17 protein-coding genes are annotated in these 16527 nt (G+C 39.7%); 4 read left to right on the top strand and 13 right to left on the bottom strand.

Features of this window, described 5'->3' with window-relative positions; genetic code table 11:
* Positions 1-58: 58 nt before the first annotated feature.
* On the top strand, positions 59-1453 hold the full coding sequence (locus GVV22_RS04570) for an MATE family efflux transporter (protein ID WP_159648969.1): 1395 nt from the start codon (positions 59-61) through the stop codon (positions 1451-1453).
* A gap of 44 nt (positions 1454-1497) precedes the next feature.
* Here GVV22_RS04570 and GVV22_RS04575 read toward each other — a convergent pair whose 3' ends face one another.
* From GVV22_RS04575 to GVV22_RS04585, 3 genes are all read right to left on the bottom strand, one after another.
* The gene (locus tag GVV22_RS04575; RefSeq protein ID WP_236261929.1) at positions 1498-2553 is read right to left on the bottom strand and encodes a chromate transporter; all 1056 of its coding nucleotides are present in this window, start codon (positions 2551-2553) and stop codon (positions 1498-1500) included.
* 134 nt (positions 2554-2687) lie between these two features.
* Positions 2688-4280, bottom strand: coding sequence for a hypothetical protein (locus GVV22_RS04580; protein WP_159648971.1), 1593 nt, complete (start codon positions 4278-4280; stop codon positions 2688-2690).
* A 90-nt stretch (positions 4281-4370) separates the two neighbouring features.
* A complete protein-coding gene (locus GVV22_RS04585) occupies positions 4371-5069 on the bottom strand; it encodes a DsbA family oxidoreductase (protein ID WP_159648972.1) in 699 nt (232 codons plus the stop codon).
* Positions 5070-5168: 99 nt separating this feature from the next.
* On the opposite strand from GVV22_RS04585, the gene GVV22_RS04590 reads away from it, so the two are divergent.
* Genes GVV22_RS04590 through GVV22_RS04600 form a run of 3 tightly spaced genes read left to right on the top strand, consistent with a single transcriptional unit; the run spans position 5169 to position 6504 of the window.
* Positions 5169-5915 carry an NADPH-dependent oxidoreductase gene (locus tag GVV22_RS04590; protein ID WP_159648973.1) on the top strand — a complete coding sequence of 249 codons (747 nt, stop codon included), beginning with the start codon at positions 5169-5171 and terminating at the stop codon, positions 5913-5915.
* Positions 5916-5924: 9 nt separating this feature from the next.
* A complete protein-coding gene (locus tag GVV22_RS04595) occupies positions 5925-6227 on the top strand; it encodes a hypothetical protein (RefSeq protein ID WP_159648974.1) in 303 nt (100 codons plus the stop codon).
* A gap of 1 nt (position 6228) precedes the next feature.
* Positions 6229-6504 (top strand): hypothetical protein, encoded by a 276-nt coding sequence (locus GVV22_RS04600; protein ID WP_159648975.1) that lies wholly within the window; start codon positions 6229-6231, stop codon positions 6502-6504.
* A gap of 81 nt (positions 6505-6585) precedes the next feature.
* Here GVV22_RS04600 and GVV22_RS04605 read toward each other — a convergent pair whose 3' ends face one another.
* The 10 genes from GVV22_RS04605 to GVV22_RS04650 form a co-directional block, all read right to left on the bottom strand.
* On the bottom strand, positions 6586-7401 hold the full coding sequence (locus tag GVV22_RS04605) for an alpha/beta hydrolase (RefSeq protein ID WP_159648976.1): 816 nt from the start codon (positions 7399-7401) through the stop codon (positions 6586-6588).
* A gap of 11 nt (positions 7402-7412) precedes the next feature.
* On the bottom strand, positions 7413-8183 hold the full coding sequence (locus GVV22_RS04610) for an inositol monophosphatase family protein (protein ID WP_236261919.1): 771 nt from the start codon (positions 8181-8183) through the stop codon (positions 7413-7415).
* Complete coding sequence (locus tag GVV22_RS04615; protein ID WP_159648977.1) at positions 8180-8947, bottom strand: inositol monophosphatase family protein; 768 nt, start codon at positions 8945-8947, stop codon at positions 8180-8182. Before GVV22_RS04615 ends, GVV22_RS04610 begins: the two co-directional genes overlap by 4 nt.
* Before the next feature lie 128 nt (positions 8948-9075).
* Positions 9076-10092 carry a LacI family DNA-binding transcriptional regulator gene (locus GVV22_RS04620; RefSeq protein WP_159648978.1) on the bottom strand — a complete coding sequence of 339 codons (1017 nt, stop codon included), beginning with the start codon at positions 10090-10092 and terminating at the stop codon, positions 9076-9078.
* 97 nt (positions 10093-10189) lie between these two features.
* On the bottom strand, positions 10190-11209 hold the full coding sequence (locus tag GVV22_RS04625; protein ID WP_159648979.1) for a LacI family DNA-binding transcriptional regulator: 1020 nt from the start codon (positions 11207-11209) through the stop codon (positions 10190-10192).
* A gap of 8 nt (positions 11210-11217) precedes the next feature.
* Positions 11218-13071, bottom strand: a complete 1854-nt coding sequence (locus tag GVV22_RS04630) for an alginate lyase family protein (protein ID WP_159648980.1) — start codon at positions 13069-13071, stop codon at positions 11218-11220.
* Positions 13072-13119: 48 nt separating this feature from the next.
* Entirely contained in the window at positions 13120-13938 is an 819-nt protein-coding gene (locus tag GVV22_RS04635; protein WP_159634303.1) for a PTS system mannose/fructose/sorbose family transporter subunit IID, read from the bottom strand.
* The gene (locus tag GVV22_RS04640) at positions 13925-14704 is read right to left on the bottom strand and encodes a PTS mannose/fructose/sorbose/N-acetylgalactosamine transporter subunit IIC (protein ID WP_159648981.1); all 780 of its coding nucleotides are present in this window, start codon (positions 14702-14704) and stop codon (positions 13925-13927) included. The genes GVV22_RS04635 and GVV22_RS04640 overlap by 14 nt, the downstream gene beginning before the upstream one ends.
* A gap of 14 nt (positions 14705-14718) precedes the next feature.
* On the bottom strand, positions 14719-15210 hold the full coding sequence (locus GVV22_RS04645; RefSeq protein WP_159648982.1) for a PTS sugar transporter subunit IIB: 492 nt from the start codon (positions 15208-15210) through the stop codon (positions 14719-14721).
* 16 nt (positions 15211-15226) lie between these two features.
* Positions 15227-16423: a glycoside hydrolase family 88 protein gene (locus GVV22_RS04650; RefSeq protein ID WP_159648983.1), complete on the bottom strand. Its 1197-nt coding sequence runs from the start codon at positions 16421-16423 to the stop codon at positions 15227-15229.
* Between the last annotated feature and the right edge of the window lie 104 nt (positions 16424-16527).

Genomic DNA, 16527 nt, shown 5'->3' on the forward strand with positions numbered 1-16527 from the left:
GCTTATTGACACCAATTTCTATACTATTATCGTAGTGGTTTAAGGAGGAGAAATTGCCATGGTTTTAAGTAAGTTTTTTGGCGATCGTGATTTCTTCAAAAAAGCGCTTTGGATTGCAGTTCCTTTGATGCTTCAACAACTCATCAGTACATCTGTTAACCTCTTGGACAATCTTATGATTGGACAACTGGGGGATCACTCATTAGCAGGTGTCGCAACGGTTAACCGTTACTTTATGATTGCAGTTTTTGGAACAAATGGAGTGATTGCTGCCGCGTCAGTCTTTATGGCGCAATTCTATGGCGCAGATGATAAGAAACATATGCAACAAACCTTCCGGTTTGTGCTGATCGCCTCCAGTGTTATCATGACAACTTTTGTGGTTATTGCATTACTATTCCCTGAGAATATTATAAGATTTTTTGTTAAGGATGATTTGGTCATCCAAGAAGGTCTCAGCTATATTTATATTGCTGCACTGACTTTTATACCAAATATGATTACATTAGCAATTGCAGGTTCAATGCGTGCTACCGGTGATTCAAGAACACCTTTAGTTGCGAGTGTTATCTCAATGTTTACCAATGCATTCTTCAACTATGGATTTATCTATGGAAACATGGGCTTTCCAGCATTGGGCGTTGCTGGGGGTGCTTTAGGGACACTCATCGCACGGATTGTTGAATTGGCGTTTATCGGTTATTTCTTAGCTACGGGAAGCTATGCATTTAAAACTCGAATTCGCGAATTATTTCAAGTTTCTAAAACGCTTGTTAAACGTATTGTTGAAAAAGCGTTGCCCCTCGCACTTAACGAAGTATTATGGGCTAGCGGAATGGCACTCTTGCTCAAATTTTACGCAACACGTGGGGCTGATGTAATATCTGGATATTCAATTGCGACCACCGTTTCTGATATGTTCTTTACGATGAACGCAGGAATGTCCGTCGCAACAACGATTCTCGTATCACAGGCACTTGGCGCAAACCGTTTGGATGAAGCACGAGAGAACGGCTATCATCTCATGGGTTTTGGTGTCGTATTGAGTATTGTGTTTGGAACCTTATTGATGTTATCAACATTTGTAATACCCCATATCTATTCTGTGTCTGATACCGCAATGTGGACAGCGCAGTCATTCCTACGCATTCAAGCACCGTTATTTAGCATTTATGTTATGAACACAACCTGTTACTTTATCCTTCGTGCAGGTGGTGACACACGGTCAACACTCATGCTCGATTCTGGTTATATGTGGACGGTTAACTTAGTCGCTGTTGGTCTCGCAACACACTTTACAAGTCTTGGTATCATTGGTCTTTACCTTGTGGGTCAATCAACAGATATCTTCAAAATGTTCATCGCGTATCGCTTTGTAAGTAAAGAAAAATGGCTCACAAACCTCGCTGCTGAAGAACTTCGCGAGGAAGCACAATTGGAAATGGAACTCTAGTTCTAACATTGACATGAAAAAGTAGTGCATGATGCACTACTTTTTTATAGACTTATCATCTTGAGTACACTATATAAGATTGGCATAGCAAGAATCAGATACATTGCATTCACTTGAAACCTTAAAATTGCGATAGCACTGACTGCAAACACTATGATAAGGGCTAATGACCCCATGCTTTGATATGCGAGTGTTAAGGCAACATAGAACATTAAGCCCAAAGATGCAAAAGCAATGCCTTTAAGTGCTTGTTTTACCCACGTGTTTGCTAAGAGACGATGACTTATCGGCATGATAAGAATCATAAGCAAAAAGGAAGGTGCGAAAATTCCTAGAGTAGCAAGAATTCCACCAGGTATCCCACCTAACATCGTTCCGACAGACGTTGCAGTTGTGAAGACCGGTCCGGGTGTTAACTCGCCGATTGTGAAGGCTTGAATTATTTGAGGATACGTCAACCATCCCAATTGATGGACAAACGTTGTCTCTAAGTACGATAAAAGCACATAACCACTGCCATACAAAGTTGATCCTATTTTTAGAAACGCTAACGTTAGCATTCCCAGACTAAAAGGTTCCACACTGTATAGTTTCGCTCCCAACTGGTTCCATGTAATATAAATTACGGCACCCGCAATAACAATTAAAAACTCATCAACATTAAAATATTTCAATATCAATGCAGTGACAAGTATCGTAATCCCTTTGACATCCATTTCTTGTTTTTTAATCAGATTTAACAATGCTTTTAAGATAATCATCGCAATCACGGGTGTAAGTGCTATGCCAATGTTTGTCAGTAAATCAAAATCAAACCACGATAGTGACATGGTAATTGCAATGACCATCATCATGGCCGGAAGTAAAAATGATAATCCTGCGACAAAAAGTCCTTTAATGCCATACCGTCGGTATCCAATTGCCATAACCAACTCACTTGAATTCGGTCCTGGTATAAGATTCGTAATCGACATTAGTTCAAGAAATGAGTCGGCACTGAGCCAATTCCTTTTTGCCACAACCTCTGTCTCAAGCATGGCCGTATGTGCTGCGGGTCCTCCAAATGCCACGATTCCCAATTTTAAAAACAACAAACTCATCGATTTCACAGACAGTCCTCCAATTTTACACAGTTTAGCATCCTTATGTTTGGAATCCAATAAGCATGCATTAAGATTGTGTAAACTTACCCTTCTCACAAAAAAGCAGCGCCCTCGACGGACGCTGCTTGCTATTATTGCAGTGCTACAATTTTCGTAACTTTCGTTTGGGTTGCTTCGAACGTGATGGTAGTTCCAGCATTCATGAATGCGAGACGATCATCAAGGATAAAGCTGGCTTGATAGATTGAATCTTTGCCCTCTATTTTAAAGAGGTATTGTGTATTGCCATCAATCATCACTTGACGAACATCCGTCAGTGTACCAGTGATTGTCTCCACATCACTTGGCACTAATCCTGTTTGTGAACCCATCACACTGAGATAAAGCTTCTCAGTTTGTGCTGGGGTATCACCAACAGCGGATTTGGTATAATCTTGATAATTGACATAGGCTAAACCACGAACCACACCAGATTGGTCTTTCAGTGACATAACATAGGTCGGGAAGCCCCCAACGTTTTGCAAGGTCGGGGTTGTAGGAACATATCCTTTTTCTTGAATTGATCCGACCGCTGTATCTTGAGCACTTGTGAGTGAGACACCTGGAAGGGATAACTCCATCGCTTCACCTGTTCGACGGTTCATAAACAGCAATCCAGTCGTCGATGATGAATCAAGTTTGATGGGACGAATCCCTGCAAAAATATAGATTTCATCATCAATCGAGACGTAGTTATAGGCACCTTCATCACTATCAACAGCCATTACACCTTGCTGTTGGAATATGGAATTGAAGTAACCCCCTTTCAATGTATAATGTGATTTTGCTTGATCCATCAACATATCCGTCGGATACACTGAATCGACCCAATCGGGAATTTCATCAAGACCATAGTTTGTTGTTTCGCCGGTAACAGCATCGACAACAATTAAATTATTCATGTCTTTGGCACCCCAAAGCCCCACGCGTTTGGTAATACCTTGTACGACCCAGTATGGATGTCCGGCATCGTCAATCTCAAAGAACCAGTCATCAATGTAGCTAAACTTATGACGCATCGCGACATGACGGTGTAGGTCATATTGAAGCGGTGCCCCTGGGTAATACTTCATCGGCGTATCTAACGTTACAATTTCAGCTTGAGCATTGAGATTCCCTTCACCGGTATTCACAATGACATAGTACGGTACGCCCGCACCAAAATTTAAGTACTCTTTAAAGATATCAGTATACTGGAATGGTGCGATTCGAACCATTTCGCCCTGATAGTTAATCTGCGAGAACTCTGCTACATCCAGCTCAAATCGCGATGACAAATCCGAGAGTTCCCCGACTTTCTTTTCAGCAGCAAGAATCGCAGATTCCTTATCAACATAAGACATTTCAATTTGATGGTCACTGCTGTATAAATCCGCAAACTCTACTTGTTTAACTGGTCCAATGACATTAGCATATGATTTCGCATTAAATATCTTGGATGACATCAAGCCTCCTATGACAAAGACAACTGCGAAGCCAATCGCAATCACACTAAATGACGTTGTAAACTTTTTATAATTTTGTCGGTCAAGAAAGAGAATTCCTAAAATGACCAAGACCACAAATGCTAGATAAAGCATCGATGCCACATTTGTATAGTGATAGGTATTTCCATTCCATAGGTCAATTACGACAAATACAAGGAGTACAACACTTATCCACGTAATTTTATCTTTTTTATCCATAAACCCTCCAAATAAATCAATTTTACCACGAAACGACCTTCAATACCGGATTTCATAAAAAAAGCATCACGATTGCGATGCAATTTAAATTTAGATTGTGCATGAACCATCCGTGCACGTTACATCGTCATTATCAGATGTGTCCATCGCTTCAACTTTTGGTTCTAAGTTTTCAACATAATCCATTGCTTGCATAAATGTATCTACAGGTTGTGCTCCTGATAACGAAACTTTGTTGTCGAACACAAAATGTGGCACACCTTTGGCACCAACCATTTGAGCAAACTGCTCTTCTTGGCGGACCGAAATTGCAAAATCGTCTGAATTGACAGCATTTTCAATAGCGATACGTTCTAATCCAACAGATTCACCCATCGTAATCAGTGTTTCGAGATCGGAAAGATCTTTGCCTTTTTCAAAATGCCCTGACATAGCGACTTCCACAAATTCATTGCCAACGCCTTTGAGTTTTGCAAGTTGGAATACTTTGTGTGCAACAAATGTATTGACATCAATTAAACGATCAAAGTCATAGTTTAAGCCTGCAGATTTCGCCATTGAAACAACACGGGCATTATTTTCCTCAGCTTCCGCAACACTAATACCATATTTTGCAGCTAAGTGTTCCGTCATTGATTCACCAGGATTTGGTGTGTGTTCTGGATCCAACTCAAAACTCATCATTTCAATTTGAACATCACGACCTGATTTTTGAATTGCTTCTTCTAAATGTTTTTTCCCGATGTAGCAAAATGGGCATCGGAAATCTGACCATACTTGTATTTTCATAGTATTCACCTCGGTGACATTGTACGACTTTTTAATTTTGATTGAAAACCTTATGCTCGTATCTATGATATAATCCCTATAGAAAAGAGGCTTCAACTTATGAATTCAACCATCCAAAAACAATTATCACACCGCTCAATTCGTGCATTCAAAGATAAACCTATTTCCAAGGAAATAATTGATACGCTTGTGAAGGTTGCACGTCACACTGCGACGAGCAATTTTTCGCAATCTGCAACGCTGATTAGTGTGACTGATACGAAATTGAAAGACGATATTGCACGTGTGTGTAAACAACCGTATGTTGCACAGGCTTCGCATCTATTTATCGTTGTCTTAGACATGTACCGAAATCACGCAATTGCGACCAAAGCAAATACGGATACGGAAGTCTTAGGCAGTACTGATCGTTTCTTAGGGGCTGCTATGGATTGTGGCTTGATGGCCCAAAATATTGTGACGGCTGCTGAAAGTCTTGGTTTGGGTACAGTTTACCTTGGAAGTATCCAAAACGACTCTCAAACAATGATTGATTTATTAAAGCTTCCCGAGTATACTTTCCCACTTTTAGGCATTGCGATTGGTGAACCAGATCAAGAACCGCAACTTAAACCAAAGCTTCCCGAAACCTTCATGCACTTTGAAAACAGCTATACAACATTCGAAAATTACCACGAGGCACTCAAAGATTATGATGCCGTTGTCACGACATACTATGACTTACGCGATAGCAATACGCGTGTTGATTCCTTTACCAACCAAATGACTGCACGCATGAATATTAAAGGTCCGAACCGCATGAAAAACCTCGAAGTTCTCAACAGACAGAAATTGTTGAAATACTAGGAGCGGCACATGATTACACTCGTTAAAGACGTTCTCATTCCTGTTGGCGCTGTTGCTTTCTTGATCTGGGTTCAAGTGTTATTGTCGAAAGGCAGTAATCCAAAGATGGGGTATATTCTCCCTGGAATTATTTCCACCATGAGCATCTTTTGGATTCTATTAGTTTTAACCCTTGTCTTACCTTCCATGTCGGCAGCCGACCGTGCAAACTTTCAATATTTTGATTTAGTCAAATTGTTCTTCATTACGAACTTTCCTTCATTAATGCTATTGGGAATTCATACCCTTGTCGTGAAAGGGAGAAAACCTTAATATGTTAATTCCAATTCTCAGTGTTATCGTCATGAGTGCAGCAATCTTTCTTCAAACTAAGTTAGCGAAAGAAGACAATGGCCGGTACAGTTTGATGTTACCCTTGTTATTTTTCATTTCTGCCATAATTGTGACCCTGTTCATGATTTTCATCACCTTTGGTGGCCCTATTGAGGTTATGCTTACGTTTGCACTTTCTGCTTTTTTTATGGCGAACATCCCCACTCTCATCATGCTTCTCACACGATATATTGTTCGCAAGCATTACAAATTATAAAAAACCTCATGAGTTTTACGATTCATGAAACGTAGACAAAAAAAGGATCCACAGTTCGTGGATCCTTTTCAATATCTGTGATTATAGATGTTTATCCATCCATAGAATCATATCATCTAAGATGGTATCTTTCTCATTTTCGTTTAGAATTTCGTGATACAAATTCGGATAAATCTTTTGGGTTTTATCTTCAGACGCAATATTTTGGAATAGATAATCCCCAACAGCTACGGGAACAATTTTATCCGCTTCACCGTGCGCTAAAAACATGGGATACGTATACGTATGAATATTCATACGAACAAAATGAGGTGCTTCAATCAGGAATTCTTTCAAGAAGCGCGTTGTTGCTTTTTTTAAGACCATGGGATCATTTTTATACGCTTCTACCACTTCTGGTACTGAACACACATCATCCTCAACCGGATTCGCTATCTTAAGTTTGGGGAACAAGGTTCCGGCCATCTTAAGAATATAATTGTTGATGCCTTCTGCTTTCGGCAATGTATTCACTGCAGGTCCTGAAAAGATTTGTCCACGAAGTGTGTCGGGGTGTGTAATGCCATACATGGCAGTGACTAAGCCACCCATGCTATGACCGAGCATGAATATGGGTAAATCAGGGTTTTCGCGATGTGCAATTTCAACAATCCGATCCGCGTCATTAATAAAATCACGGTATGAATCCATATCACCTTTCGGTCCAAGGGTGCGTCCATGACCGCGAAGGTCATAACGATATACACTGTATCCTGCATTGTTAAGACGGTGTGTTACGTAGTCATAACGGCCTGTGTGTTCCGCAAAGCCATGATTAATAACGACCACTGCTTTAGCATTTGCAACAGCGTCTACTTGATACCACAAGCTTACTGTGTTGTCTAATTTTAAATACATATACTAACCTCCTAACGAAGTGCAATGAGTGATTCAAGAATCGTGGCATTGCTACCACTGATAAATACTTCATGTTTGTCATCGTATGCAATCGCATCATGATTATCACCAAAGTACCATGTGCCACCAACTTCTTTTAGGACAATGACGGCTGCCGCAATATCCCAAGGCTTTAAGCGGCGACTCATGTATGAATTGGTACGTCCCGCTGCAACGGCAACGATTTCAAGTGCAGCAGAACCTAAATAGCGTTGAACCATAATATGCTCATCCAGATCGACTTTAAATGTTTTGAACATGCGATTATCTGCATTCACAATCGCATCTTTGAGTGCAACATTGGGCTCTAATGATGGTAGTTTTAGATCGTTAAGAAATGCACCTTCACCCGTAATTCCCACATACATCTCATCACCCACGACATCATAGACAATCCCGAATTTGGGTTGTCCTTCTTCATAATAGCCAACAGAAATCGCAAAATTGCGCTTTTGAAAGATAAAGTTTGTTGTCCCATCGATGGGGTCAATAATCCACATATCATGTTTAACTTCGTTATCAATCATTTTCTCTTCGGTAATAAAGCCTTGCTCTGGGTACATTGCTTGAATGGCTGCAACCATAAACTCTTCCGCTTGTTTGTCCACATTGGTGACAAAGTCATGCGCATTTTGTTTGGTATCAATGTTCAAATTCAGTGACATCAAACTTTGAATTAAACGTCCGGTATCACGGACTAACTCTTTCGTAAATTCTAATTTTGTTACTGGAACTTCCATCATAAAAAACTCACCAATCTATCCCGCACATGCTGATTACTTGCAGCAATAATTACTTTAGGGTTTTTATCAATCGTCAGATGATCAATTTCACTTCCAAAATACCAGGTTCCCCCTACCTCTTTTAGAATAATCAATGCTGCAGCGATATCCCATGTCTTGATTTTAGGAAAGACATAGGCTTGGGCACGACCGGCTCCGACTTCAGCAATTTCAATTGCACCAGAACCGTAAAAACGGTGTGTAATGAATTCTTTCTTTAACTCCGCGGGACTTAATTTAAAGAAGTCTGGACGGTATACGTCCCCGAAAATAACGGAATCTGACAACCCTTGATCTTGATTGAGTTGTGGTAAACGTTCCCCATTCAAGAACGATCCGACTCCTGTTATTCCTACAAACATCTCATCTGCCATTACATTATAGACAATCCCAAAAATCGGTGCCCCTTGATGATAATGTGCGACGGAAATCGAGAAATGCTGTTTCTGATAAATGAAATTAGTGGTTCCATCAATAGGGTCAATGATCCACAAATGATCAGATCCATGCATATCTACTGTTGATTCTTCGGTTAAAAAGTTTTGGCCTTCATACCGTTCCTGAATCTTTGCAACGATAAAAGCTTCTGTTTGTTTATCCACATTGGTGACAAGATCACTTTTTGACGTTTTCTCTTCGACTTTAATGTCTTCTTGCATCATATGGCGTATTCGTTTACCTGCCTCATAAACGACATCTATTGCGAATTTTACATTTTCTTGCATAAACGAACCTCCGTAGCATTATTATACCACCAATCATGTGATATTTTAGGCAATACCATAAATCAACAAAATATCATTTCATAAAAAAAAGCGAGATTCACCATGGCATTGATGCATCTCGTTTTAAATTATACTTTTAGTTGGGTTGATTCTTCCCAATTCACATCACATTTGAGAATCTGGGTGGGAACTATTTCATTTTTACCTTCAATCTTGTCAATCAAAATTGATGCCGCAACTTTTCCTTCTTCATAAGATGGTTGCACAATCGTTGTGACAGTTGGAGAAGCAAATTTGGTCCATTCCAAATTATCAAATCCGAGCAACCCAATTTGTTCTGGAATCTTTTCACTTTGAGCTTTTACCGCCATGAAGACATTTCCCAGCAACCAACAGTTTGCCGCAAAGATTAATGTCTTGCGATTGGGATCAATCATCTCATTGAGTGATGCTTCAATGACTTCAGCACTCATATCGTAATCGACGATATGGGTACGGTGGCGTTGTTCTCGGATTGTCAGGGCATCGGTAAAGCCGCGACTGCGTTCCATTCGTGTACTGAGGACACTGGGATCAGCTGTAAGAAGGATAAAGTCATTGTAGCCTTTGTCCACCAGTTCAAATGTTGTTTCGAGCACTGCCTCATAATTATTTGTTTTGACCCATGCGTTGCTTTCCATATCTGTTTGAGAATCAATAAACACTAACGATTTACCGTTAGCTCTAATCTTTGGAATTAAGGCTTTAAATTGGATGGTTGGTTGCACGATAAAACCATCGACACCCATCGACAACATCCGGTCGATATAATCCGATTCACTTTCAAACGTATAGTTTGAATTCCCCACAATAAGTTGGTAGTTGTGAGTTTTCGCAATTTCATCAATACCTTTGACGATTTGGTTTGCGAAATCATTGGTGATATCTCCAATTAAAACACCAATGAGCTTCATACTTTTCGCATTCAATGATCGGGCTGCGACACTTGGTCGATATTGTTGTTCCTCAATAACCGTAGCAATACGATCTTTGGTTTCAGCGCTCATTTTGTCAAACTTTCCGTTTAAATAAAATGAGACGGTTGTTTTGGATGTTTGTGCTAAACGTGCAATATCATTAATGGTAACTTTTGGCTTTTTAGCCATAAATAGGCACCTCCCATAAAACATAAGTTAGCTTAATTATAATGTTTCAAAATGGGAGAAACAAGTTGATGTCTTCTAATGCACGATATTTGTACATTTAGTCACATATTTTTGTGGAATCTTGCCAATTTACGGTACATTGTAAGGTCGTATGTTCACGGCCACGGGTATTATTTTCAATCGATGCAATTAACAAATCGGCAGCACGGCGGCCTTCTTTATAGGCAGGTTGAACGATCGTTGTGATGGATGGCGTTGCATATTCTGTCCATTCTGTATTATCAAAACCGATTAACCCAACGTTTTTCGCAAGCGGTAATTCTAAGGCGCGTGCGACTAAAAACACTTCTGGAAGGAGCCAGTAGTTTGCTACAAAGATCAGCGTTTTTTTACGTGTATCAACAGATGTTTTTATTACCGTTTCTAGCTTGTCTTGGCTATATTCAGACTCCTCGATGACATGAATTTGATGATCTACACCAAGTTCTTTAACCGCCTCCGTAAATCCTTCCACCCGCTCGATTCGTGTACTCAAGATCTTAGGATTTGCAGTAATCATGACAAAAGACTCATACCCCATAGTTGCCAGGGTCTTGGTTGTATCGTAGACTGCTTCCTTATGATTCGCTTTGATCACATTGAGATTGAGTGTCTCAACTTGTGAGTCAATAAAAACTAGAAACTTTCCACTTTTGTGAATTTTTTCAATTAAATCGCCAAACAAGACCGTTGGTTGGACGATGAAACCATCAACACCCATTTCAAGCATTCGCGATACATAATCAACTTCTGTTTCATGGTTATAGTTCGTGTTACCAATCAGAACTTGATAATGATGTTGCTGCACAACATCATCGATTCCCTTAACGATTTTATTTGCAAAATCGTTGGTGATATCCCCAATTAAAACCCCAATAAGTTTCGTACTCTTGGAGTTCAATGACCGGGCAACAGGGTTTGGTGTGTAATTTGTTTCTTCGATGACCTTTCGAATACGCTCTCGCGTTTCATCACTCATTTTTTCCGTTTTGTTATTTAGATAGAATGATACTGTTGTTTTGGAAGTATTTGCCAATTTCGCAATATCATTAATCGTTAGTCGTACATTTGATTTCATATCCCCACCTACGTTTTCATGCGATAGTGTTTATCTGGAGTGAATACTATCGCTTTTGCGTGGAATGGTCTTCCCGCACTATAAAGTATTTTATTGCCCTTAATAATCTCTTGATGACCCATCACAAACGTTAAATCACCAATTTGATACGCTGAAATAACGGTGGCATCCGCAATGGTGCCAGCGCCTTGTATGATTTCCGATTGTTCAAATGTCTGATCACTTGGATACAGGAACGTTGTAAGAATACAGTGATCTTCAAACGCAACACTGCCTATTAACACATCATGCATGGTAAGTTCGTTATAGTGATATGACATTTCGGTTTCTTCGGTTTGGAGTGGGATATCGCTTTGGATTGCTAAGGAATGGTGATGCTTGGTTGTGATAATACCATCCCGATAGGTACACATTGGGTCAAGATGCCAACGAATGGTAGCAGTGTGAGTTCCTTTAGCATGTAATTCATCCACGATTTGCCAAATTCCTGAATCATGTATCTGCAGCTTCCGAGTATGACTGTACCCTTTTGCATCATAGCCACTCTCATAGTAATGAACGTTATCGATATGATGCACATAGGTTTTTTGTGGATTGACAAACTTCGAGTAGGTCCAGGACCCTGTTGGTATCGACGCTTCGTATCCATCAAGAATGACGCTATTATGAGCAGCCATCGCTTTGAGTTCCATACGCTTGGAATCGTCTTCGCGGTATGTATAACGGCCTGAGTCAATAAGAACGGGATCGCCCTTATAAATCATAGATACATGTAAATTATCCGCATGACCATGTGCGCTCCCTAAGGAACCGTTGGTAAACAGTGTAAAGTTAGCATCAGTATCCCAACTGGATCGGGATGTAAACATGCCACTCGCAACACCATCAAAATGCATTGATTGTGGATCAATGGGATGGGTGTGTAATCCATCCAACTCCAGATGCTCGTAGAAATACGAATATGTTTCTGTCTCAATATCACCAAACTTCAAGAATCGTCCATCCTGAAGATACAATCCACAATAGGTAAACATTCCAGTTAGTGAGCTGTTGTCACTGTCTCCAAACATCTCCATCTTATTTTCTGGCGTCCGTTGCATTAATAAAGCATCTGCCATTTTTTCGATACCTTCATAAAGCCAGGGTACTTGATGCCCTTTATAGGCTTTCATGAGGTACATCATGACTTCGACATGGTACATGGTTGATTGTTCCCAATGTAAACCATCATCGTAAATTTGAATTGCGACTTGCGTTTCAAGTTCAGACAATGCCCATTGAAATAATGCATCATCCTTACGATTTCTTTGACCCAAAAGGTAGATTATCGTAGCGGTTTGGATACTTCCCCAGTTACTGAGTGTATATTTGGGAATGTAACGGGTTCGTAGTGATTCTAATTGCATCGTCATACTTACTTCAACCGTTTGGTTTTCATCAACGAAACCATAGTATTCAAAGAATTTTTGTGCATCATACCAATGAACAAGACGCATTGCTGTATCCAGTGTACGGGTGCTTGGACGTTCATCAATTTGAGGATGTGCTACTATCCAATCATGGATTAAATCCCATGCTTTGGTGATGAAACGACGATCATCCGTCAATACCGTTGCATTAATGAGTGTTGGCATGAATGTCATGCGGTTCAGCATAAAAGTCCATTCATCATCGCCATTAGGAGTAGCATCCCAATCGATACCCTTTAACTGATATGGTGTCGCACAACGTTCCATATCCCATGTTCCCACAAAATAATAAATATCATCTAGGATATCTTCAGCTTGTGTAAGAATTGATTCACGATGGTGCATCAATAACGAACGGTATTGCACGAGTCGTTTTTCTGTAAGTTTTTCCATAAATCCTCCAGTGATAAAAGGAACTACCGTGGTAGTTCCTTTGTATAATTATCCTAAAATACCAAAGAAGCTCAAGACAACTCCGATGACAACTGTTAAGATAACAAGTTTGTATGTATTCCAACCTTTTTTCTTGATTAGGTAGTACATTAAACCTGTATATAACATTGGAAGTAACGCTGGTGCAACTTTATCTAAAAGGGCTTGAATATTAACGGTTGACTGTTTTCCACCTTCAATAACTTCACCGGCTGCGAATGAAATTTTAACGTTCATTTTTACGAATGTCGCTGCAAGACCTGCAATAACAGTAACACCAATAATGTTTGCGGCATTTGAGATAACTTCCATTTTTTCACTGAGTTTATCAATGATCGAAGTACCAACTTTATGACCGTAGTATCCCATGAAATAGCGGATTGAGAATAATACAGCATTAATTGTAATTAAGAACAATACTGGAGCAATTGAAACACCTTCCATTGCAAGGGATGCAAAGATTGTTGAGAAGAGTGGTGCAATCGCAAATTGTGATAAAGAATCACCGATACCAGCAAGAGGTCCCATAAGTGCCATCTTAATACCACGAATTTCTGATTCAGGACGACCTTCATCAGCCATTACTAAGTGTAATGAGGTAATAAATGGTAGTAATTGTGGGTTTGTGTTATAGAACTCTGTATTTGCTTTCAATGCTTCTGCAAAGTCAGCGTCATCTTTATGAATTTTACGTAATCCAGGGTATAGCACTAATGCATAACCTAACCCTTGATAGTTACTGTAGTTGAATCCATTTTGTAGATAGTATGAACGCAATGTTGTTTTAAAATAATCTTTTTTTGTTAGTTGTGTATTAGATCCAGTCATCGTTTCCTACCTCCGTATTAGCTGCAGCAACTGATTTGTTTGATGCTTGATTGTATTGTTGTAGTGCGAAAATTGTTGCAAAGAGTGCGATACCAATAACTGGTAATTTGAAGTAAGCTGCAAGAACATATCCCATTAAGACAAATGGTACTAATTCTTTCTTAACCATGACAGATAAGATCATTGCAAATCCAATTGCAGGTAACATTCCACCGGCTACGTTTAATCCTGTGAGTAACCATGCTGGGATATAGCCAACAAGAGTTGTTAACAATTCCATGCTGTATGCACCTAAGAATCCAAGAAGGAAACCTACTAATGCAAACAACCAAATTGTCATATTTGAATGTAACTTGAATCCACGGAAATCTTGTTTTTCTAATGCACGTGTAGCACTTTCAGGAGCACCCGCACGAACTGTATAGATTGCAGTTTGTAAGAATTGAATTGCAACAGCAAATGGCATTGACAATGCTAATGCACTTTCTGGCGTAACTGCTGGGTTTGTAATTGCCATTAAAGTACCAATAATACCAGGACCAATTGGGTTAGGTGGAACTGTTCCACCAGCACCAACTCCGAATCCCATAAATGCTAACTCAGCGATAGCACCAACTTGTAATGCTGTTTGAATATCTCCTAAGATAACACCAACACCAAATGCGAGGAAAATTGCGCGGTTTGTATATACACCCCAGAGCATCCCTGCATAACATGCTGCTGTCCATAGACCGATTAAGACGGCTTGAATAAATGTTATTTCCATTTTCTTTCTCCTATTTAAATGTGTTTTCTAATGTCTACTTCAACGGATCCATCGTCTCCACGAGGGGTCGTTTTAGTATTAAATTCAATGTTATATTCGTTAACGAGTTTATTTAAATGTGCTTTATCCTCAGCACCTAAGAAAATTGAGCGTGTAATCTTTTCTTTTCCTTCGGTGTTATGGATATTACCAATGTTGATGGTTTTGATGGGAACACCACCTTCCACAAGACGTAATGCATCTTTACAATCTTTAATAATAATAAAGATTGATTGTGCTGGAGCCGCTTTGTGAATTACTTCAATTGTTTTTTCAACAGTAAAGAAACGCATTGCAATTCCGCTTGGAATGACAGCTTTCATCAGTGTTTGTGCCATTGGATCATTGCTTGCTTCATCGTTCGCAACAATTACAGTGTTTACACCAAGTGTTTTAATCCATAATTGACCTTGTCCGTGTACAAGACGTTCGTCAATACGTGTCATTACAATATTTGGTTGTGTCATAATATTCTCCTCTTATCTACCAATATGGGTTCCAATCTTTGTATAAGCGCATGAGGGCTTCAAGGTAGAAATAATCTCCCCAGATATTGCCTTCATCAACACCTTTACCGCTATGCCATGAATAAACACCATGGTAAAGCACTGGATTTCCCGGTTCGTGAGTTTCCTCTGTATAGTTATCAATCAATGATCGCATCATCGTTTGAATAGCACCTTCATAAACAGCTTTATCAGCATCGTCTGGTAGGTATTTATTCATCTCATCCATGCCGCAAATTGCAATTGCAGCTGCACTAGAATCACGAGATTGATCATCACCGTCATTAAAGATGAGGTCCCAGAATGGAACATTATCTTTCGGTAAACGATTGAGGAAGTAGTGGGTCATGCCTTTATACAGTTCGGTAACATCATTTGCTTTTGTGTATCGAATGTTTAATGGAATTCCATAAACACCCCATGCTTGACCACGTGCCCATGACGAATCATCGTTGTATCCTTGACGGGTTGCACCACGAACAGGAGCTCCGGTTTCAGGATCCATGTAATACGTATGATAAGCACTCGCATCATCGCGAACAACATACTTGATACTTGTTTGGAAATGGCGTTGTGCCATGTCTGCAAACTTTGGATCGTTTGTGACTTCTGTTGCCCAATAGAGCAAGGGAATGTTTAGCAAGCAATCGATAATAAAACGATAGTGTTCAGGATTGTTATATTCACCCCAAGCTTGGATAAATTCACCCTTTTCTTGCCAACGTGTAATCAATTTTTCTGCTGCAAGAATCGCTGTTTCTTTTGCGAGCTCATTGCCTGTTAATTTATAGCCGGCGACGCATGATAGTGAATATAAGAAACCCAAATCATGATGTTCAAGTTCGATATTGTTATCAAGACGATGTCTGAATGACACAACATGCTCCAACGCAAGATTTTTATACTTCTCATCTTGAGTGTATTCATAAGCGAGCCAGAGTTGTCCGGTCCAAAATCCTTCAGTCCAATCAGTGTTTTCAATGATCGGATATTTGAGGTCTTTTGTAGCACTCCATGGGAACTTCCCGTCGAAGTAAGCAATGTTTTTATCAATCTTTGCAATTGAATCTTCGATTGCTTTTTTCAGCTCTGCCTCTGTCAATTTAGGTGCATTTAGGTATTCGTCGCGTCTTGAAATTGACTCAACATTTACGTGCTTTACTGTGTTAAACATAATTCCTCCAAATTCATATAAACTGGTTTACTGGACACCCCCATACTAGACCTGAAATAAACGAAAGTCAATAGATTTTCGAAAAAATGTTAAACGCTTACAAG

It is taken from the genome of Erysipelothrix aquatica (assembly GCF_009828825.1).
Lineage (GTDB): Bacteria > Bacillota_I > Bacilli_A > Erysipelotrichales > Erysipelotrichaceae > Erysipelothrix > Erysipelothrix aquatica_A.